Origin of the sequence: Paracoccus beibuensis, from assembly GCF_026162625.1 — a bacterium.
In the GTDB taxonomy this organism is placed as follows: Bacteria; Pseudomonadota; Alphaproteobacteria; order Rhodobacterales; family Rhodobacteraceae; genus Paracoccus; species Paracoccus beibuensis.
On record NZ_JAOTBD010000026.1, the window covers coordinates 30,633 to 49,661 of the forward strand.

At 67.4% G+C, this 19,029-nt stretch carries 20 protein-coding genes; 13 read left to right on the forward strand and 7 right to left on the reverse strand.

All coding sequences use genetic code 11. From position 1 onward, the window contains the following. Positions 1–8 precede the first annotated feature (8 nt). Complete coding sequence (locus OC159_RS14510; protein WP_265501891.1) at positions 9–365, forward strand: DUF983 domain-containing protein; 357 nt, start codon at positions 9–11, stop codon at positions 363–365. Here OC159_RS14510 and OC159_RS14515 read toward each other — a convergent pair. Then, positions 362–1,060 carry a GntR family transcriptional regulator gene (locus OC159_RS14515; protein ID WP_265501892.1) on the reverse strand — a complete coding sequence of 233 codons (699 nt, stop codon included), beginning with the start codon at positions 1,058–1,060 and terminating at the stop codon, positions 362–364. The two genes, OC159_RS14510 and OC159_RS14515, sit on opposite strands and share 4 nt — an antisense overlap. Before the next feature lie 81 nt (positions 1,061–1,141). Here OC159_RS14515 and uxaC point away from each other — a divergent pair, with 81 nt between their 5' ends. From uxaC to OC159_RS14555, 8 genes are read left to right on the forward strand one after another with little or no spacing between them, the layout of a single operon-like run. Next, the gene (gene uxaC / locus OC159_RS14520; protein WP_265501893.1) at positions 1,142–2,548 is read left to right on the forward strand and encodes a glucuronate isomerase; all 1,407 of its coding nucleotides are present in this window, start codon (positions 1,142–1,144) and stop codon (positions 2,546–2,548) included. 22 nt (positions 2,549–2,570) lie between these two features. Beyond that, the gene (locus OC159_RS14525; RefSeq protein ID WP_265501894.1) at positions 2,571–3,542 is read left to right on the forward strand and encodes a TRAP transporter substrate-binding protein; all 972 of its coding nucleotides are present in this window, start codon (positions 2,571–2,573) and stop codon (positions 3,540–3,542) included. Between the two features lie 55 nt (positions 3,543–3,597). Further along, on the forward strand, positions 3,598–4,203 hold the full coding sequence (locus OC159_RS14530; protein WP_265501895.1) for a TRAP transporter small permease: 606 nt from the start codon (positions 3,598–3,600) through the stop codon (positions 4,201–4,203). Positions 4,204–4,207: 4 nt separating this feature from the next. Continuing rightward, on the forward strand, positions 4,208–5,488 hold the full coding sequence (locus OC159_RS14535) for a TRAP transporter large permease (protein WP_265501896.1): 1,281 nt from the start codon (positions 4,208–4,210) through the stop codon (positions 5,486–5,488). Then, positions 5,485–5,766, forward strand: a complete 282-nt coding sequence (locus OC159_RS14540; RefSeq protein WP_265501897.1) for a cupin domain-containing protein — start codon at positions 5,485–5,487, stop codon at positions 5,764–5,766. The genes OC159_RS14535 and OC159_RS14540 overlap by 4 nt, the downstream gene beginning before the upstream one ends. An 11-nt stretch (positions 5,767–5,777) precedes the next feature. Further along, entirely contained in the window at positions 5,778–6,602 is an 825-nt protein-coding gene (gene kduI / locus OC159_RS14545; RefSeq protein ID WP_265501898.1) for a 5-dehydro-4-deoxy-D-glucuronate isomerase, read from the forward strand. Then, entirely contained in the window at positions 6,599–7,324 is a 726-nt protein-coding gene (gene kduD / locus OC159_RS14550) for a 2-dehydro-3-deoxy-D-gluconate 5-dehydrogenase KduD (RefSeq protein ID WP_265501899.1), read from the forward strand. The genes kduI and kduD overlap by 4 nt, the downstream gene beginning before the upstream one ends. A 1-nt stretch (position 7,325) precedes the next feature. Next, a complete protein-coding gene (locus OC159_RS14555) occupies positions 7,326–8,726 on the forward strand; it encodes a mannitol dehydrogenase family protein (RefSeq protein WP_407674135.1) in 1,401 nt (466 codons plus the stop codon). An 856-nt stretch (positions 8,727–9,582) separates the two neighbouring features. On the opposite strand, the gene OC159_RS14560 is transcribed toward OC159_RS14555, so the two are convergent. The 3 genes from OC159_RS14560 to OC159_RS14570 are packed head-to-tail and all read right to left on the reverse strand — an operon-like array spanning position 9,583 to position 12,402. After that, entirely contained in the window at positions 9,583–10,506 is a 924-nt protein-coding gene (locus OC159_RS14560; protein WP_265501901.1) for a sugar kinase, read from the reverse strand. Beyond that, positions 10,503–11,717 carry a mannonate dehydratase gene (gene uxuA / locus OC159_RS14565; RefSeq protein WP_265501902.1) on the reverse strand — a complete coding sequence of 405 codons (1,215 nt, stop codon included), beginning with the start codon at positions 11,715–11,717 and terminating at the stop codon, positions 10,503–10,505. Before uxuA ends, OC159_RS14560 begins: the two co-directional genes overlap by 4 nt. Positions 11,718–11,727: 10 nt before the next feature. Then, positions 11,728–12,402, reverse strand: coding sequence for a GntR family transcriptional regulator (locus tag OC159_RS14570; RefSeq protein WP_265501903.1), 675 nt, complete (start codon positions 12,400–12,402; stop codon positions 11,728–11,730). 107 nt (positions 12,403–12,509) lie between these two features. On the opposite strand from OC159_RS14570, the gene OC159_RS14575 reads away from it, so the two are divergent. Continuing rightward, complete coding sequence (locus OC159_RS14575; protein ID WP_265501904.1) at positions 12,510–12,806, forward strand: PRC-barrel domain containing protein; 297 nt, start codon at positions 12,510–12,512, stop codon at positions 12,804–12,806. A 38-nt stretch (positions 12,807–12,844) separates the two neighbouring features. On the opposite strand, the gene OC159_RS14580 is transcribed toward OC159_RS14575, so the two are convergent. After that, complete coding sequence (locus OC159_RS14580; protein ID WP_265501905.1) at positions 12,845–13,306, reverse strand: GNAT family N-acetyltransferase; 462 nt, start codon at positions 13,304–13,306, stop codon at positions 12,845–12,847. A 48-nt stretch (positions 13,307–13,354) separates the two neighbouring features. Further along, complete coding sequence (locus OC159_RS14585) at positions 13,355–14,494, reverse strand: aminotransferase class V-fold PLP-dependent enzyme (protein WP_265501906.1); 1,140 nt, start codon at positions 14,492–14,494, stop codon at positions 13,355–13,357. 145 nt (positions 14,495–14,639) lie between these two features. Here OC159_RS14585 and OC159_RS14590 point away from each other — a divergent pair, with 145 nt between their 5' ends. The 3 genes from OC159_RS14590 to OC159_RS14600 are packed head-to-tail and all read left to right on the forward strand — an operon-like array spanning position 14,640 to position 18,009. Further along, complete coding sequence (locus OC159_RS14590; protein WP_265501907.1) at positions 14,640–15,350, forward strand: type 1 glutamine amidotransferase; 711 nt, start codon at positions 14,640–14,642, stop codon at positions 15,348–15,350. Beyond that, positions 15,347–16,702: a glutamine synthetase family protein gene (locus OC159_RS14595; RefSeq protein ID WP_265501908.1), complete on the forward strand. Its 1,356-nt coding sequence runs from the start codon at positions 15,347–15,349 to the stop codon at positions 16,700–16,702. The genes OC159_RS14590 and OC159_RS14595 overlap by 4 nt, the downstream gene beginning before the upstream one ends. Continuing rightward, complete coding sequence (locus tag OC159_RS14600) at positions 16,699–18,009, forward strand: NAD(P)/FAD-dependent oxidoreductase (RefSeq protein WP_265501909.1); 1,311 nt, start codon at positions 16,699–16,701, stop codon at positions 18,007–18,009. Before OC159_RS14595 ends, OC159_RS14600 begins: the two co-directional genes overlap by 4 nt. A gap of 108 nt (positions 18,010–18,117) precedes the next feature. Here the strand turns inward: OC159_RS14600 and OC159_RS14605 are convergent, their stop codons facing one another. Then, a complete protein-coding gene (locus OC159_RS14605; protein ID WP_265501910.1) occupies positions 18,118–18,579 on the reverse strand; it encodes a tellurite resistance TerB family protein in 462 nt (153 codons plus the stop codon). Positions 18,580–19,029 lie beyond the last annotated feature (450 nt).

Consider the following 19,029-nt stretch of genomic DNA (forward strand, 5'->3'; position numbering starts at 1 on the left):
CACCCGAAATGCGCGACAGCCGCAGCGCCATGCTGCGCGGCACGCTGAACCGCTGCCCGTGCTGCGGCGAGGGGCGTGTCTTCAGCGGCTACCTCAAGATCGTGCCCCGCTGCGAGGCCTGCGATGAGCCGCTTGGCGCATATCCCTCGGCCGACGGGCCGGCGTTCTTCACCATCACGATCATGATGCTTCTGCTGATCCCGATGATCGGCTTTGGCTGGACGGTGTTCCGGTCCGACCCCATGACCCTGCTGATCGGGCTGATCATCATAACGACGATCATGACGCTTGTTCTGCTGCGCTTCGTGAAGGGCGCCTTTCTCGGCTATCTCTGGGCGCATGACGAGCGGGACCGAGGCTCCTAGGGGGCAAAGACCTCGGGCTGGTCGATCCGCAGGCGCGCGACGATGCCCACGATATGGCTCAGATGCGTGCGCAGGGCGGATGCCGCCGCCTCTGGGTCGCGGTCGCGCAGGGCCTGCAGGATCTGGCGGTGCTCGAGGTGGGCGCTCGAGGCGCTGAAGGCCAGCGACAGATAGCGGGCCCGGTCCATGTGTCCCTTGTTGTCCTTGACCAGGGTCCAGACGAAATCGCAGCCCGCCGCCTGGCAGATGTCGCGGTGGAAGCGGTCGTCCAGCGCGTGGAACTCGGCCCGCCGGTCGCCCTTGATCGCGGCGTCCTGCAGGTCGATCAGCCGTTCCAGGCCGTCGAAGTCAGCAGGCGTCAGCGTCGTTGCCGCAACGCGCATCGTTGCCTCCTCCAGCGCGGAGCGTATGAAATAGGCCTGCGTGACGGCCTCCTCGGAGATTGCCGTCACCGTGGTCGCCCGCTGGGGGCGGATCTGGATGAAGCCCAGCTGCGACAGCCGATAGAACGCGTCCCGGACGGGTTGGCGCGACACACCCGTCTGCGCGGCGACCTCGGCCTCTGACAGCTTCGTGCCGGGCGGCAGCGACAGGTTCACGACGCTGGCATAGAGCGCCTCGAACACTTGGTCCGTCACGGTTCTGGGGCGCAGGTCCTCGGGCAGGGGAGGCGACCGGAAGTTTGGCTGGGGCATCTTGCGGCTCCGGTTGACCCGTCTCGTAAACTAGCATATTACCAGACCAGCCCGATGGCAAGCGAGTCGGAGGAGGATCGCGTGGCACTACTGGCAGAGGACCGTTTGCTTCCCGTTGAGCCGCACGTTCGCGAGCTGGCGCGCGCGCTCTATGATGGGGTCCGCGACCTGCCGATCCTGTCGCCGCACGGCCATACCGATCCGCGCTGGTTCGCCGAGGATCAGCCCTTTCAGGACCCGGCGCAGCTGTTCGTGACGCCGGATCATTATGTGTTCCGGATGCTCTGTTCGCAGGGCGTGCCACTGACGGACCTGGGGGTGCCGCGCGTCGACGGCGGGCCGACGGAAACCGACGGCCGCAAGATCTGGCGGCTCTTCGCCGGACACTATCACCTGCTGCGTGGCACCCCGTCGCGGTTGTGGCTGGACCACAGCTTCCAGCATGTCTTCGGCATCGACCGCCGTCTGTCGGCCGACACTGCGGACTGGTATTATGACCATATCGCTGACTGCCTGGCGCAGCCCGAGTTCCGGCCCCGCGCCCTTTTCGACCGCTTCGGGATCGAAGCCATCGCCACCACCGAACCCGCGACCGATGACCTGCACTGGCACAAGATGATCCGCGACAGCGGCTGGCAGGGCAGGGTGATCACCGCCTATCGCCCCGACGGCGTGATCGACCCCGAGATGGCAGGCTTTGCCGACAACATTGCGCTGATGGGCGAACAAACGGGCTTCGACACGACGACCTGGGCCGGCTATCTGGATGCACACCGCGCGCGCCGGGCGTTCTTCATTCGGCACGGCGCGACCTCCAGCGACCACGGTCATGCCAGCGCCCGGACCGAGGATCTGCCACAGGAAGATGCGGCGGCGCTGTTCGCCAAGGCTTTGCGCGGAGAATACACCGCAGAGGAGGCCGACGCCTTCCGCGGCCACATGCTGACCGAGATGGCGCGGATGAGCCTCGAGGACGGTCTGGTGATGCAGATCCATCCCGGCGCGCGCCGCAACCATTCGGACCAGGTGCTGGCGACCTTCGGCCGCGACAAGGGCTTCGACATCCCCGGCCGCACCGACTATGTGACGGCGCTGCGCCCGCTCTTGAATGCGGTTGGAATGGACCCGCGCCTGACGGTGATCCTGTTCACGCTGGACGAGACGTCCTATGCCCGCGAACTTGCGCCCCTGGCTGGCGTCTGGCCCTGCCTGCGGCTTGGTCCGGCGTGGTGGTTCCACGACAGCGCCGAAGGAATGCGCCGTTTCCGCGAGATGACGACGGAAACGGCCGGCTTCTACAACACCGTGGGGTTCAACGACGATACCCGCGCCTTCTGCTCGATCCCGGCGCGTCATGACGTCGCCCGGCGGGTCGATTGTTCCTATCTGGCGACCCTTGTCGCCACGGGCCGTCTTGCGGAAGACGAGGCGCCCGAGGTCGCGCACGACCTGACCTATGGCCTGGCAAAGCGGGCCTACAAGCTCTGAGCTTCATATTTGGGAGGATAAGATGAAGTTCCTGACCACCACCGTTGCCGCGCTGCTGACATCGGCGAGCATCGCCGGCGCCTGCGAGATCACGCTGCGCTCGTCCGACACCCATCCCGACGGCTATCCGACGGTCGAGGGCGTGAAAGCCATGGCCGAAGAGGTCCGCGAAAAGACCGACGGCCGCATCTGCATCGAGGTCTTCGCATCGTCCCAGCTGGGCGAGGAAAAGGACACCATCGAGCAGACACAGTTCGGCGTCATCGACATGGTCCGCGCCAGCTTCGGGTCGTTCAACGACATCGTGCCGGTCACGCAGCTGATGTCGCTGCCCTATCTGTTCCGCTCGGTCGACCACCAGCACGCCGTGATGGACGGACCCATCGGCGAGGAGATCGGCGCTGCCTTCGAGGAGCGCGACCTGGTCGCGCTGGCCTATTACGACGGCGGCTCGCGCAGCTTCTACAACTCGCAAAAGCCGGTCCAGTCCATCGAGGATCTGGAAGGCATGAAGTTCCGCGTGATGCAGAACGACGTCTTCGTCGACATGATGGACGCGCTTGGCGCCAACGCCACGCCGATGCCCTATGGCGAGGTCTACTCCTCGATCCAGACCGGCGTCATCGACGGGGCCGAGAACAACTTCCCCAGCTATGACAGCTCGGGCCATGCCGAGGTGGCCAGGTACTTTACCCTGGACGAGCACCTGATGGTGCCGGAACTGGTCGCCATGTCGAAGGTGACCTGGGACAAGCTGAGTCCCGAGGACCAGCAGATCATCCGCGAGGCGGCCCGCAATTCGGCCACCGTGCAGCGTGAGCTGTGGGCCGAGCAAGAGCGTGCGTCGGAGGAGAAGGTCATCGCCGCGGGCGCCGAGGTGATCCGCGACATCGACAAGACCGCGTTCATCGAGGCGATGGCCCCGGTATATGAGAAGTACGTCACCACCCCCGAGGCGCAGGACTTGGTCAAGCGCATCCAGGAAACCGAGTGACCGACCGGCCGCCTGCAGTTCCGCAGGCGGCCCTTTTCCTTGCGGGGGGCGCGAGATGCGCGACACGTTGATCCGGATGGCAAGGGTGACCGGCGCGGTCGCCAAGGCCGGATTATGGCTTGCCGGGGTAGGGCTGGTCCTGATGACCGCCTTCGTTTTCGCGCAGGTCGTCTATCGCTATGTTCTGGGCACCAGCCTGTTCTGGGCCGAGCCCGCCGCGGTCATGCTGATGGGCTGGTTCATCTTCCTGGGCGCCGCCGTGGGGGTCAAGGAAGGCTATCACCTGTCCTTCGACGTGGGCCTGATGGTCGTCCCGGAGAGCTGGCGGCCGTGGTTTCACAGCCTGTCGGACCTTGTCGTCACCGCCTTCGGCTTTGGCATGGCCTGGTACGGCTGGCAGCTGGCCGCGCGTGCGGCATCCGGCGTCGTGCCGGGCCTGGGCATTTCCCGCCTTTGGGATTTCGCGCCGGTAATTGCCGGCGGCGTTCTGCTGATGCTCTTCTCGGTCGAGCGCATCCTGCGCCGCGCCGCCGGCCTGAAGACGATGCGCTTCGGCGACATGGACGATGCCGCCGATGGAGAGGTTGACGCCACCGCCACCGGCGCCCCCGCGCGCGACATGCTGCAGGGCGATGCCCCGCACCGCACGGTCAAGGAGTAGGCCGATGGAATACTGGATCCTCTTCGGCAGCTTCGCCGGACTTTTGCTGATCGGCACCCCGGTCGCGTTCTGCCTGGGCGCGGCCAGCTTCGCCACCGTCCTCTATCTCGGCCTGCCGCCCGTCGTGGTGTTCCAGCGCCTGAACAGCGGGATCTCGGTCTTCGCGCTGATGGCCATCCCGTTCTTCATCTTCGCGGGCGACCTGATGGTGCGCGGCGATATCGCGCGGCGCCTGGTGGCGCTTGCGGGCGCGATGGTCGGGCACCTGCGCGGCGGTCTGGGGCAGGTGAACATCATGGCGTCGCTGATGTTCGGCGGCGTGTCCGGATCCGCCGCGGCGGATGCCAGCGCCGTGGGCGGCCTGATGGTGCCGCAGATGAAGGCGCGCGGCTATGACGTCGACTTCGCGGTCAACATCACGGTTGTCAGCTCGATCATCGCGCTGATGATCCCGCCCAGCCACAACATGATTATCTACTCCATCGCGGCGGGGGGGCGGCTGTCGATCGCCGACCTGTTCACCGCCGGCATCATTCCGGGCATGCTGCTTGCGCTGATGCTGATGGGGGCCAGCTGGTGGGTCGCCCGCAAGAAGGGCTATCCGACCGAGCCTTTCCCCGGCCTGCGCATGCTGGGCACGCTGTTCGTGTCGGCCCTGCCGGGGCTGATCCTGATCGCCATCATCTTCGGCGGCGTCCGGTCAGGCATCTTCACGGCGTCCGAAAGCAGCAACATCGCGGTCGTCTATGCGCTGCTGGTGACGGCGCTGGTCTATCGCAGCCTGCCGTGGTCCGAGTTCGTCGAGGCCACCAAGGGCGCGGTTCGCACCACCGCCATGGTGCTGCTGGTGATCGGCACCGCCGCCTGCTTCGGCTGGCTCTTGGCCTATCTGCGCGTGCCCACTCAGCTGGTCGAGACGCTGCAGAACGTGTCCGACAACCCGCTGGTGATCCTTCTCTTGATGAACCTGATCCTGCTGGTGCTGGGCACCTTCATGGACATGTCGCCGCTGATCGTGATCACCACGCCGATTTTCCTGCCGGTCGCCACCGCCTTCGGCGTCGACCCGGTGCATTTCGGCGTCATCCTGATCCTGAACCTTGGAATCGGGCTCTGCACGCCTCCGGTGGGTGCCGTGCTGTTCGTCGGCTGCGCCGTCGGCCGCATCAGCATCTGGCAGGCGATGCGGACGATCTGGCCCTTCTACGGCGCTGCGTTCCTGACGCTGATGCTGGTGACCTACATTCCCGCCCTCTCCCTTTGGCTGCCTTCGGTGTTCAGATGAGCGATCCCCTCCGTTCCGTCCTTGCGCATTCGCCCGACCTCATGGTCGTCCGCTTCGATTTCCGGACCGGCGATCAGGGCGCGCTGCACAGCCATCCGCATGTGCAATCGACCTTCGTCCAGTCCGGGCGGTATCGCTTCACCGTCGATGGCCAGGAATCCGAGGTTGGGCCGGGCGAGGCCTTCATTATCCCATCGGGCGCCGAACACGGCTGCCTGTGCCTTGAAGGGGGCGTGCTGATCGACAGCTTCACCCCCCGCCGCGACGACTTCTTGTGAAAGGATCCACCATGACCCATGTCGAGACCCGCCACGCGATCCACCCGGACCACGCCAAGGGCATGGATACCGGAATGCTGCGGCAGCATTTCCTTGCCCAAGGCCTGTTCGCGGAAGGACAGATCCGGCTGGTCTATACGCATTACGACCGCTTCGTGATCGGCGGCGCGGTGCCGGACGGCTCCAGCCTGGTGCTGGATGCCATCGAGGAGACGAAGACCCCCAGCTTCCTTGATCGCCGCGAAATGGGCATCGTCAACATCGGCGGCAATGGCCGGGTCGAGGCCGGGGGCCAGGGCTGGGACATGGCGCAGGGCGACGTGCTGTATCTGGGCGCGGGGTCGGGGGCGGTGACCTTTTCGGGGCAGGGGCGGTTCTACATCACCTCGGCCCCCGCGCATCGGCAGCTGCCCTGCCGCCTGGTGACCGTGGCGGATGCCAAGGAGGTCAAGATGGGCGCGGCCGAGACCTCGAACAAGCGCACCATCAAGCAGTTCATCCACCCGTTGGTGATGGAAAGCTGCCAACTGGTGCTGGGCTATACCACGCTTGAGGACGGGTCGGTCTGGAACACCATCCCCAGCCACGTCCACGACCGGCGGATGGAAGCCTACCTCTATCACGGGATGGAGCCGCAGTCGCGCGTGCTGCACCTGATGGGCGAGCCGCAGGAAACCCGCCACATCTTCGTCGCCAACGAGGAGGCCGTGCTGTCGCCCACCTGGTCGATCCATTCCGGAGCGGGCATCGGCAGCTATACCTTCATCTGGGCCATGGCCGGCGACAATGTCGACTATACCGACATGGACTTCATCCAGCCGGAGGACATGCGGTGAACCCCTTTTCACTGGAGGGACGGACGGCGCTTGTGACTGGGGCCAATACGGGCATCGGTCAGGCCATTGCGGTGGCGATGGCCCAGGCTGGGGCGGATGTCATCGCCAGCGGCCGCCGCGACTGCGACGAGACGCTCGAGATGATGGGGTCCGGGCGCAGCTTGACGCTGGATTTTGCCGACCCGATGGCCGCCCGCGACGTCTTTGCGGCCAATCGGGTCGACGTCCTGGTCAACAACGCGGGCATCATCCGCCGCGACGACGCGGTCGACTTCAGCGAAGCCGACTGGGACGCGGTGATGGACGTGAACGCCAAGGCACTGTTCTTCACCTGCCAGGCTTTCGCCCGCGCCGCCCTGCCGCGGGGCATGGGCAAGATCGTCAACATCGCGTCCCTGCTGTCCTTCCAGGGCGGCATCCGGGTGCCGTCCTACACGGCCTCCAAACATGGCGTCGCCGGGCTGACCAAGCTGATGGCGAACGAATGGGCCGCAAAGGGCCTCAACGTGAACGCCATCGCGCCGGGCTATATCGAGACCAACAATACCGAGGCCCTGCGCGGCGATCCGGATCGGTCGAAGGCGATCCTCGACCGCATTCCTGCGGGCCGGTGGGGCCGACCCGACGACATCGCGCAGACGGCCGTGTTCCTGGCTGCACCCGCCTCTGACTACATCAACGGCGCGATCCTGAATGTCGACGGAGGATGGCTTGCAAGGTAGGTTGCACCGCCCGCCCTCCGACGCACCGGCAGGAATCGTCCATCTCGGCCTCGGCGCGTTCTTCCGCGCTCACGGGGCCGTGTTCATCGCGGAGGCCATGGAAGCGACGGACGGCGATTGGGGCATCATTGGCGTCTCGTTGCAGTCGCCCGGCACGCGTGACCGGCTGAAGGCGCAGGGCTGGGCCTATACCGCGCTGGAACTTGGCCCCGAGGGAGAGGCCTCGCAGGTCGTCACCGTCCTGCGCGACGTGCTGGTCGCCCCCGAGGATCCGCAGGCTGTGCTGGACGCCATGGCCGCGCCCACGGTTCGGATCATCAGCTTGACGGTCACAGAGAAGGGCTACTGCCACGAACCTTCGACCGGCCGGCTGAACGCGGACCACCCCGACATCCGCCACGACATCTCGAACCCGCTGCCGAAGTCCGCGCCCGGCTTTCTGGTGCGCGCGCTCCAGGCTCGGCGGGCGGCGAACCTGCCGCCGTTCACGGTACTTTGCTGCGACAACCTGCCTGAAAACGGCCGCGTCGTGCGGGGCGTGGTGATGGACCTCGCCCGCCTGATCGATCCGGCGCTGGCGTCCTGGATCGAGGAGAAGGGCGCCTTCCCCTCGACCATGGTGGACCGGATCGTCCCGGCGACCACGCCCGCCGACCTCGATCGGCTGGAGGCCCTGACCGGCCAGCGCGACGAGGCCCCCGTCATGCACGAGCCCTTCCGCCAATGGGTCGTCGAAGACCGCTTCGCGGACGGCCGCCCCGATCTGGCGGCGGTGGGCGTGCAACTGGTCGACGACGTGACCCCGTTCGAGCACATGAAGCTGCGGATGCTGAACGGCACCCATTCCAGCCTCGCGTACCTCGGCTACTTGGCCGGGCACGAGACCATCGCGGACACGATGGCCGATCCCGTCTTTGCGCGCTTCGTCGACCGGCTGTGGACCGAGGAGATCATCCCGGCCCTGACGCCCCCTCCGGGCGAGGACCTGCACGCCTATGCCCGTGCCCTGCACGACCGGTACGCAAATCCGGCGATCCGGCACCGGACCTGGCAGATCGCCATGGACGGCAGCCAGAAGCTGCCGCAGCGGATCCTGGGCACCATCGCCGAAAGGCGCGCGGCAGGCCGCCAGGTGCCGGGGCTGACTTTGGCTGTCGCGGCATGGATGCGCTATGCCTCGGGGCAGGACGAGGCCGGGCGGGCGATCGAGGTCAAGGACCCGCTTGCCCCGCAGCTCGCCGCCCTCTGGCGCGACGATCCCGCCGAGACGGTGGCGGGCTTCCTCTCCCTCTCTCAGGTGTTCCCACCCGCTTTGCGCGACGACGCTGGCTTCGCCGCCGACCTGACAGAGGCCCTGCGACGCCTTGTCCGAGACGGTGCGCGCGCCGCAGCTGATGTCTGACGAACATGGTTGGGGCCGCGGCAGGCTGGGTCGCCGCTGCAGTCTTGCTCGGCAGCGGGAGAGTAACCGGTGGCCGGAGCGCATCGATCCCAGCAGCAGGACAGACCGACCGGTGCAGGTTCGGCTGGATTACTGAGGGCGAGGGTGGCCGGTTCTGGAGTTGACCTTCCTCTGCACCTCTCAGCGCCCAGATGGAGGAGCAGGGCCTCCTCACGAAGCCGACGCTTTCCGCTCTGCCGGCGGTGCGGAGCGTCAGTTCCCGCTATGTTTTTGCTACGCCTCGTCAGGAGATACGGTGTCGGCAAGTGCCAGAGCCTGCGGATCTCGCTCAGGCGCACAAGCGGCTAATTGCGCGACTGAGGGACGAGTAAGGATCGGAAGCTGCTTCAATATTGCTGAAGCAAAGCTGGACATGTCCGCTTGCAGCACTATTGCTTCGCGGCAACAGCCTGCGAACCAGCCCGGACCGCTAGATCGCCTTTGACACCTGGAGGGGGGGGCACGGCCGCCGATCATCGCGGCGGGGAACCGCGCAGTCGAGAAGACACGCTGCTTTCGGAGCGGCACAAGGCCTCGAGGCTGTGCAACAGGCTGTTCGGGGGCAAAGGATCTGGGGCCTCGGGGACTGTCGCCAGATCGCATCGTGGCTGAAGGAAGCACCGGGTGCGCGATCTTCTCGGGTAGCGATGGCGTGCTCCGGTGTCCGAGAGGCGGATTTCTGAGCGCCGGGAGGAGGCCGCCGAGCGAACTGCTGGCGACGCTGATGCGGCCAATGGCACCAAGGTTTCGGGCGCCGCTTGAACGGTGTTGTGCAGCAACGGCAGCTTGGCCCTGCGGCCGCGCTGCGGCTGGTCCCTCAGGCGCCGGCGCTCAGGGCGTCCACTGCGGTCGGGACGAGCGCGCCGCGGTGGCGGATGACCTGGCGGCTCAGGGCATGACCCGCCACGATGGCGGTGGCGCAGTCGGTGCCAGAGAGCCAGGCGGCAAGGTAGCCCGCGTTGAAGCTGTCACCGGCAGCGGTGGTGTCCAGCGGCGTCTCGGGGGCGAGGTCGGCGACCTCTCCGTTGCCCTCGAAGCCCCCGAAGGCCATTGCGCCGCCGCCGTTCTTGACGACGACCTGTCCCGCACCCGCGGCAAGATAACGCGCGACGGTCGCGGCAGGGTCGGTGTCGCCGAAGAAGGCGGCCTCGTCGTCGAAGCTGGGCAGGACCAGGTCGGCCTCTCCGGCGGCGGCCTGGACGGCGGCGCACATCGTCGCCGCGTCGGGCCAGAGGCGCGGGCGCAGGTTCGGGTCGAAGACGATGGTGGTCCCGGCAGCTTTGGCGCCCCGCAGCGCGGCCAACAGGTTCGCGCGACCCTCGGGCGGCAGGATCGCCAGGGTGATGCCCGACAGATAAGCCAGTCGGCAGCCGTCCAGTGCCCCCGACAGAACCGCCGGATCGTCGGCCAGGCGCCGCGCGGCCGATGTGTCGCGCCAGTAGGCGAAGCTGCGTTCGCCGTCCCTCAGGCTGATGGCATAAAGGCCGATTTCGCGGTCGGGTTCGCGGCGGACATCTGCGGTGTCGATGCCCTCGGCGACCAGGAAGTCCAGCATCTGCTGGGAAAACTCTCCGATGCCGATGCGCGTCAGGTAGGCAACCTGCCAGTCCGGACCCAGTAGGCGGCGCAGGTACCACGCGGTGTTCAGGGTGTCGCCCGCCACCCCCAGCCGCCACAGGCCGGGCTGTTCGGCCTGCGACATCTCTACCATCGCCTCGCCGATGGACAGGATGCGGGTCATGCGGTGACCCCGTGGCTGCGGGACAGGGCTGCTTCGACGCCGCGCAGTTCGGCAAGCCCCTTCAGGCGACCGATTGCGGGGTAGCCGGGCTGACCGCCGCGTCCGATGTCGTCCAGGATGTCCTGCCCGTGGTCTGGGCGCATCGGGATCGTCGTGTCGGCGCGGCCTTCGGCGCGGCGGCGGGCCTCCTCGGAGAGGACGGCGTCGATCAGGGCGACCATGTCGGTTTCGCCGGCCAGGTGCTCGTCCTCGAAGAACGAGGTCGGGATGCTGTCTTCATCCCGGCGCACGTTGCGCAGGTGCAGGAAATGCACCCGGTCGCCAAGGCGGCGCATCATGCCGGGCAGGTCATTGTCGGGCCGCGCCCCGAGTGAGCCTGAGCAGAGCGTCACGCCATTGGCGGGCAGGTCCACGGCGGCGAGGCGTTCGACGTAGTCCGCCTCGGTCGACATGATCCGGGGCAGGCCCAGCAGGGGGAAGGGCGGGTCGTCGGGATGGCAGCAGAGCCGCATCCCCAGCTTCTGGGCGACTGGGGCGACCTGTTCCAGGAAGTCGTGGAAATGGCGGCGCAACACCGGGTCGGTGACTGGGGCATAGCTGGCCAGAAGGTCGCGCACGTCCCCCATCGACAGCCGCTCGGCGGCGCCCGGCAGGCCGAAGACGACGTTGGCGGCCAACTGCGCCTTGCGGTCTTCGGTCATCTCGGCAAAGCGGCGGGCGGCTGCGTCACGCAGTGCCTCGGGCGTGTCGGTCGCGGCGGCGGGGCGCTGCAGGATGTGCATGTCAAAGGCCGCGAAGTCGACAAGGTCGAACCGCATGCAGCGCGCGCCGGTCGGGCGCCGCCACGCCAGGTCCGTGCGCGTCCAGTCCAGAACCGGCATGAAGTTATAACAGATGACACGGATGCCCGCCGCATGCAGGTTCCGCATCGAGGCGATCCACGCCTCGACATGGGCGCGCCAGTCGCCGGTCTGGGTCTTGATCGCTTCCGAGACCGGCAGGCTCTCGACCACCTCCCATGCCAGGCCCGAGGGGGCGCCGTCGGACATGGTGGCGATCGCGTCCTGCCGGGCGCGGATCTCCTCGGGCGTCCAGATGTGACCCGTGGGGACGTGGTGCAGCGCGGTGACCACGCCCTGGACGCCTGCCTGCACAATGTCGTCGATGGAAACGGGGTCGGCGGGTCCGAACCAGCGCCAGGTCTGTCGCATCGAAGGCCTCTCAGTCGGTGAAATAGTCGGGATGGGCGGCGGCGATCTGCGGAAGCTCGGTCAGCATCTGGCGCAAGTGGGTTCGCACAGCGGTTTCGGCCGCGTCGGCATCGCCCGCCTGAAGGGCAGTCAGGATGGCGCGGTGCTGGCCGATCGTCTCGCTGCGGTCGAAGACCCGCATCGACATGTGGCGCAGGCGGTTCATCTGCGACTTCAGCCGTTCAAGGTCCTGCCATACGGCCGCCTGTCCCGCCGCCAGCGCCATCGCCCCGTGGAAACGGTCGTCCGAGGCGATGAACTCTGCCACGTCGCCCCGCGCGTTGGCGCGGTCCTGGACGCCCAGTTCCGCCTCCATTGCCGCAAGGTCGGCTTGTCTGCCCGCAACCATTCGGGCCAAGTCGCTTTCGACAGCCTCGCGGATCAGGCGCGCCGACAGGACCGCCCGGGCGGATATCTTGCCGATATAGGTGCCACGCTGCGGGCGCACCTCGGCCAGACCGTCGCTGGCAAGCCGGATGAACGCCTCGCGGACGGGCTGGCGCGACAGGCCGATCTGATCGGCGATATCGGTTTCCGACAGGCGCGCGCCAGGCGGCAGGTCGCCGCGCAGGATGCGCTGGTGCAGCCAGTCATGCACCTGCTGCGCGGTCGTGACGGGGCGGGCGATGAGGGTTGCGTCGATCATGGATCCTCCGCTGCCTCTCTATACCATACTTCCATACCAGTAAAGTCTTGTTGGAACGGTCTTGCGGCAAAGGCGTTGAGGTGCGGACGAGCAAAGGAGGCTCTATAATGGACCATTCCAACCATACCCGCCTTGACCAGACCGAATTGACCGAGGCCGTCCTGGACGGCGCAACCATCTATGGCCCCGGCGACGAGAAGATCGGCAGCGTCTCGCACACCCATGGGGCCGGTGCATCCTGCGAAGTCGTCGTCGACGTGGGCGGCTTCCTGGGCATCGGCGCAAAGCCCGTAAAGGTGCCTGCGCGGCAGGTCGACTTCATGCGCGACGAAAGCGGCACGGTACACGGCGTGACCACCTGGACCAAGGACGATCTGCAGGCCATGCCGCGTCACGAACACTGACCAGCAAGGGCCCTCGGTCCTCTCGGGCGCCCTTCATGCTAGATTGACATCGTCATGAAGACCGAGTTCGGGTCCGTGCGATAGGACCCGAACGGCGGACATTCCGAAAATCCTTCACGGGCATAGAGCCCGCGCGCGGCTGCGAAGCTGGCCTGCGCGCCGGTTTCCAGCGACAGCCGCTGCAACCCGGCAGAGCGGGCGTTACCCAGCATGTGCCGCAGCAGCATGCGCGACAGGCCGCGCCCCCGATGCTCGGCCAGGACGTGCATCGACTTCAGCTCGCCCTCGGACTCGCCCAACTGCTTGACGGCGCCCATCGCGACCGCGACGCCATCGTCGCGCGTCACGAAGAAGGTGATCCCTGGCAGGGCCAGCAGATCGCGGGGCAGCATGTGGATCGACTCGGGCGGGGTGTCGGCCTGCATGTCCGCCGCGTGGCGCTGGAACAGCAGGTCGAGGTCGGGCCCGAGCGGGCTTTCGATGGCGATGGTCAGAGTCATGTCGGGGCTTCCGGGCGTTGTCCGGCAGAATTAGCCCCGAATTGACCTTCAGGTAAAGTCCCCCAGGACCTTGTCCAGGACCGGCTTCAGCCGCGCCATCGTGCCGTCCACGTCCTTCAGCTTGTCCAGCCCGAACAGCCCGATGCGGAAGGTCGAGAAGTCGGCCCCTTCATCGACCGCCAGCGGCACGCCCGCCGCGATCTGGGTGCCCTCTGCGGCGAAGGCGCGACCCGACTTCACCTCGGGGTCGGTGGTATAGCTGACCACCACCCCGGGCGCCTGGAAACCTTCTGCCGCGACCGATCGGATGCCGCGCGCGGCCAGATCCTCGCGCACCGCGCGGCCAAGCCGCCACTGCGCATCGCGGGCGGCATCGAAGCCCATCGCGCGCGTCTCCTCCATCGTGTCGCGCAGGCCCAGCAGAGCGTCGGTCGGCATGGTCGCGTGATAGGCATGGCCGCCGTCCTCATAGGCCTGCATGATGGCGCGCCACTTCTTCAGGTCCAGCGCGAAGCTGTCGCTGTCCGTCGCGGCCAACCGTTCCGCCCCGCGATCCGAGAGCATCACCAGCCCCGCGGCGGGCGACGCCGACCACCCCTTCTGGGGGGCCGAGATCAGCACGTCCACGCCCGTGGCCTTCATGTCCACCCAGACCGCACCCGAGGCGATGCAGTCCAGCACCATCAGCGCCCCGACCTCGTGCGCGGCCTGCGCCAGCGCGGTGATATAGTCGTCGGGCAGGATCAGCCCTGCCGAGGTTTCCACATGCGGCGCAAAGACCGCATCGGGCCGCGCCTCGCGGATGCGGGCTACGACCTCGTCGACGGGCGGGGGTGCATAGGCCGGCTGCGGCTCGTTTCCCTGCGGGCGGGCCTTCGCGACCGTCACCTCGCGCGCGAAGCCGCCGGTTTCGAATATCTGGCTCCAGCGATAGCTGAACCAGCCGTTGCGGACGATCAGCGCGTGGCCATCGCGGCCGAACTGTCGCGCCACCGCTTCCATCGCATAGCTGCCGCCGCCGGGCACGATTGCGACCTGGGCGGCGCCATAAACCTCGGCCAGGCCCGCCGACAGGTCGCGCATGACCTGCTGAAAGCGGCCCGACATGTGGTTCAGCGAGCGGTCGGTGAAGACGACCGAGAACTCGTCAAGGCCATCGGGGTCGATCTCGGGGCGTAGGTGGGGCATGGCGGGTCCTTTCGTGGTTTGCCCGAAAGGTATCGCGCGACCCGTACCGCGGCCAGACCGCAAAAGGCCGCAAGCGCCGATCCCCCCTTGCGGCCCCCCCGGTGGCGCGACTACCTTCCCCTTGTCAGCAACATCAAGGTTTTCCATGCGTATCGGCATTCTTCAATGCGGCCAGTCGCCTGCCCAGTTGAAGCAGGCCCTGGGCGACTATCCCGACATGTTCGTCCGCCTTCTGGACGGGCGCGGCTTCGAGTTCCGCACCTGGCATGTCGAGGAGATGGAGTTCCCCGGCCACGTCACCGACGCCGATGGCTGGCTGTTGACCGGATCGCGCCACGGCGCATATGAGGATCACGCCTTCATCCCCCCGCTCGAGGGTTTCATCCGCCGCGCCCACGACGCCGGCGTGCCGATGGTGGGGATCTGCTTCGGTCACCAGATCATCGCGCAGGCGCTTGGGGGCACGGTCGTCAAGCATCCGGACGGTTGGGCGGTCGGCGCGCAGGATTACGACTTCGGCGGCGGGCCGGTGCGGCTGAATGCCTGGCACCAGGACCAGATCGTGGCGCTGCCGCCCGGCGCGCAGGTCGCGGGCCGCAACGCCTTTTGCGAGAACGCCGCGCTGATCTATGGCGACCGCGCCTTCACGGTGCAGGCGCATCCCGAATTCGACGACGCCTTCATCAAGGGTCTGATGGAGACGCGCGCCAAGGGCGTGGTGCCCGAAGATCTTCTGGCCGAGGCCGACCGCCGAATGGGCACGGCCAACGGCGCGGCCCTGCTTGCCGACCGGATCGAGGCGTTCTTCAAGCAACCGCGCGCCCTGTCGCGCCACGACGCACAGGGTGCCGCATGAGTGACTGGATCGAACGGCTGCCGCAGGCCGCAAGAGATTTCATGGCCGGACGGCGGCTGGACGAGGTCGAATGCATCGTGGCCGACATCGCCGGTGTCGCACGCGGCAAGGCGATGCCCGCATCGAAATTCGCCCGGCAGGAGCGGTTCTACCTGCCGAACTCGATCTTCCTGCAGACGATCACGGGCGAATGGGCCGACAATCCATCGGGCGCGTTCACCGAGCCCGACATGGTGATGACGCCGGACTATTCGACCGCCACCGCGGCGCCCTGGACCGCCGACTGGACGATCCAGGTGATCCATGACGCGCTTGACCAGCAGGGCAACCCGGTCCCCATCGCGCCGCGCAACGTTCTTAAGCGCGTCGTGCAGCTCTATCGCGACAAGGGCTGGAACCCCGTCGTCGCGCCCGAGATGGAGTTCTTCTTGGTCGCCCGCAACATCGACCCGAACCAACCGATCATCCCGCCGATGGGCCGAACTGGGCGCCGCGCGGCGGCCAAGCAGGCCTATTCCATGTCGGCGGTGGACGAGTACGGCAAGGTCATCGACGACATCTATGACTTTGCCGAAGCGCAGGGCTTCGAGATCGACGGCATCCTGCAGGAAGGCGGCGCGGGCCAGGTCGAGATCAACCTGAACCACGGCGACCCGGTGGCCCTGGCCGACGAGATCTTCTACTTCAAGCGGCTGATTCGCGAGGCCGCGCTGCGCCACGACTGCTTTGCCACCTTCATGGCCAAGCCCATCGAGGGCGAACCCGGCAGCGCGATGCACATCCACCATTCGGTGACCGACATCGCGACCGGGCAGAACATCTTTTCCGACGCCAAGGGCCGCGAGACGCCGGCCTTCCTGCACTTCGTGGCGGGGATGCAAAAGCACCTGCCCGCGGCGGTGGCCCTGCTGGCGCCATATGTGAACAGCTATCGCCGCTATGTTCCCGATTTCGCAGCGCCCATCAACCTGGAATGGGGCCGCGACAACCGCACCACCGGGCTGCGGGTCCCGATCTCGTCGCCCGAGGCGCGGCGGATCGAGAACCGGCTGGCGGGCATGGACTGCAACCCTTACCTCGGCATCGCGGCCAGCCTCGCCTGCGGATACCTGGGCCTGCTGGAGGGCGAGAACCCGCGCGCGGAATGCTTGGGCGACGCCTACATGTCCGAGGACGAGCTGCCCTATAACCTTGGCGACGCGCTGGACCTGATGATCGAGAACGAGGCCATGCGCGGCGTCCTGGGCGAGGAGTTCACCGCCGTCTACGAATCCGTAAAGCGGAACGAATATAAAGAGTTCCTGCAGGTCATCAGCCCTTGGGAACGCGAACACCTGCTGCTGAACGTATGAACCTGCTGCACCTGAACGACCGTCCGGGGGAATATCCGCCCAGCCTTTATGCCGCGCAGTCTGGATCCCAGCCGGGCTTCACGCCCCTGCAGGGCGAGGCGCGGGCCGATGTGGCGGTGATCGGCGGCGGCTACACCGGCCTGTCGGCGGCGCTGCACCTGGCGCGGCGGGGCCTGTCGGTCTCCGTGCTGGAGGGGCAGCGGGTGGGTTTCGGTGCGTCCGGGCGCAATGGCGGGCAGATCGGTTCGGGCCAGCGGCAAGAGGTCGACTGGCTGGAGGCGCAGCTGGGCCGCGACACCGCCCGCCGCCTGTGGAATCTGGGCGAGGAGGCCAAGGCCCTGACCCGCGCCCTTGCGACCGAGGCCGGGGTGCCGGTCCGGAACGGCATCGCCCATGCCTGCCGCACGGCCGCCGAGGTGGATCACGCCAGCCACATGGCAGAGCATCTGGCCGGGCACTATGGCTATGATCGCGTGCGCCCGCTGAACCGCGAGGGTCTGGCCGAGGTGCTGGGCAGCACCGCCTATGTCGGTGGCGACCTGGACATGGGTGCCGGTCACGTCCAGCCGCTGGCGCTGGCCCTGGGCCTCGCGAGGCTGGCGCAGGCAGCTGGTACCACCATCCACGACCGCAGCGAAGTGATGCGCATCGACCATGCCACCCGCGCGGGCGAGGCCAGCCGCATCCACACCGGCGCCGGGGTCTTGCGCGCCGATCACGTGATCCTCGCCTGCAACGGTTATCTGGGTGGGCTGGATCGGGGCATCGCCGCGCGCGTGATGCCGATCAACAACTACATCGTGGCCACCGAACCGCTGGGGAACACGCACCCCGAGATCCTGCCCGGCAACAATGCCGCAGCCGACACCAAGTTCGTGGTGAACTACTGGCGGCTGGACGATGAACGGCGGCTGGTCTTTGGCGGCGGCGAGACGGCCACTTATCGCTTCCCGCGCGACATCTTCGCCGTCGTGCGGCCGCACCTGCTGTCGGTCTATCCGCAGCTTCGCGATGTCGGGCTGACCCATGCCTGGGGCGGCACGCTGGCCATCACGATGAACCGGATGCCCTGCTTTGCGCGCCCCGCGCCGAACTGCCTGTCGGCCAGCGGCTACTCCGGCCACGGCGTCGCACTGGCGACGCTGGCGGGGCGTCTGATGGCCGAGGCGGTGGCAGGGCAGGCCGAAGGGTTCGACGCCATGGCCGCCGTGCCGACGCGTCCGTTCCCAGGCGGCGCCATGCTGCGCGCGCCGCTGCTGGTTGCGGGCATGGCCTGGTTCGGCTTGCGCGACCGGCTGGGGTTCTAGCGCCCTGCAACGGCTGCTACCGGTCCGCCAGCACCGCATCGTGGTCCGCTGCCGGTACCGCAAGCTGCTGGCTTCCCTGCCGCCAGAGCGCCCGATCATTCGCTGCCATCAGCCCCGGCGCTGACCCATACGGTCCAGAACTTGCTGGCGGATTTGGGCGGATTCGCGGTCGGTGACGCCCAGAAGACCCGCGATCAGCCGAATCAGGCTCTCCTCGTCCATGCCGCGATCCTCATCGGCATAGGCGACCTCCCACAGGGCGGCGATGACGCCGGTGCGGTCCTCCAGCGCGATGCGGTCCTTGATCTGGCGCGTGAACCGGACGGTGTCGGCGGCTTCCGCCTCCAGCGCCTCGGCCTCGGCGCGTCGAGCTGCAGCGCCGTCGGACGAGAGGCCGCGGCGTCGCGCCAGGACGCGGTCGATGCGCTGACGCTCGGCCTGGTCATAGTGATCGTCCGCCCGCGCCACCCGCACCAGCAGGGCTGCGATGGCCAGTTCGGCCTCTTCGCCGTCCAGCGGTGCGGTGCTGGGGCCGTCGCCCATCAGCCGTGTCAGGATATCCTTGAACATGCGCCCAGACTGTCGCCTTCCCGCGCCTGTGGCAAGCAGCCTTGCCGTCCGATCCCTGGACGGCGATCACATCTGCGGCAGAGACCCGTTCCCCTAACGGCTTGGCTGCCTGATTGCGATGCGCCGGCAGACGGACGCCTCATGACTTTCGCGCCTTGGAACCGGCATGAAGCGGCGGGAACGACGGCAGGGACGGGCAGCGCCTGCCGCCGCCGGCAAGAAGGTCATGGCTCGAACGTGCTGACCGATCTGGTCCGCAGTCATGCCGGCAATGCGCAGCCCGTCGTCCCGCGGTTCCTGGCCGCCGCCCTACCAGACTGCCAAAGAAGTCGCCGAGGCGGAGCGGTTTTCTTGGGACGGGCCCGGCTGCGTTGAGCTTCCGGCCTGTCGGGGCAAACGGTGTGCGCGGCCGATGCCGCCTTTCGTCTTCATGCGCTCAGCAGTCGTGGC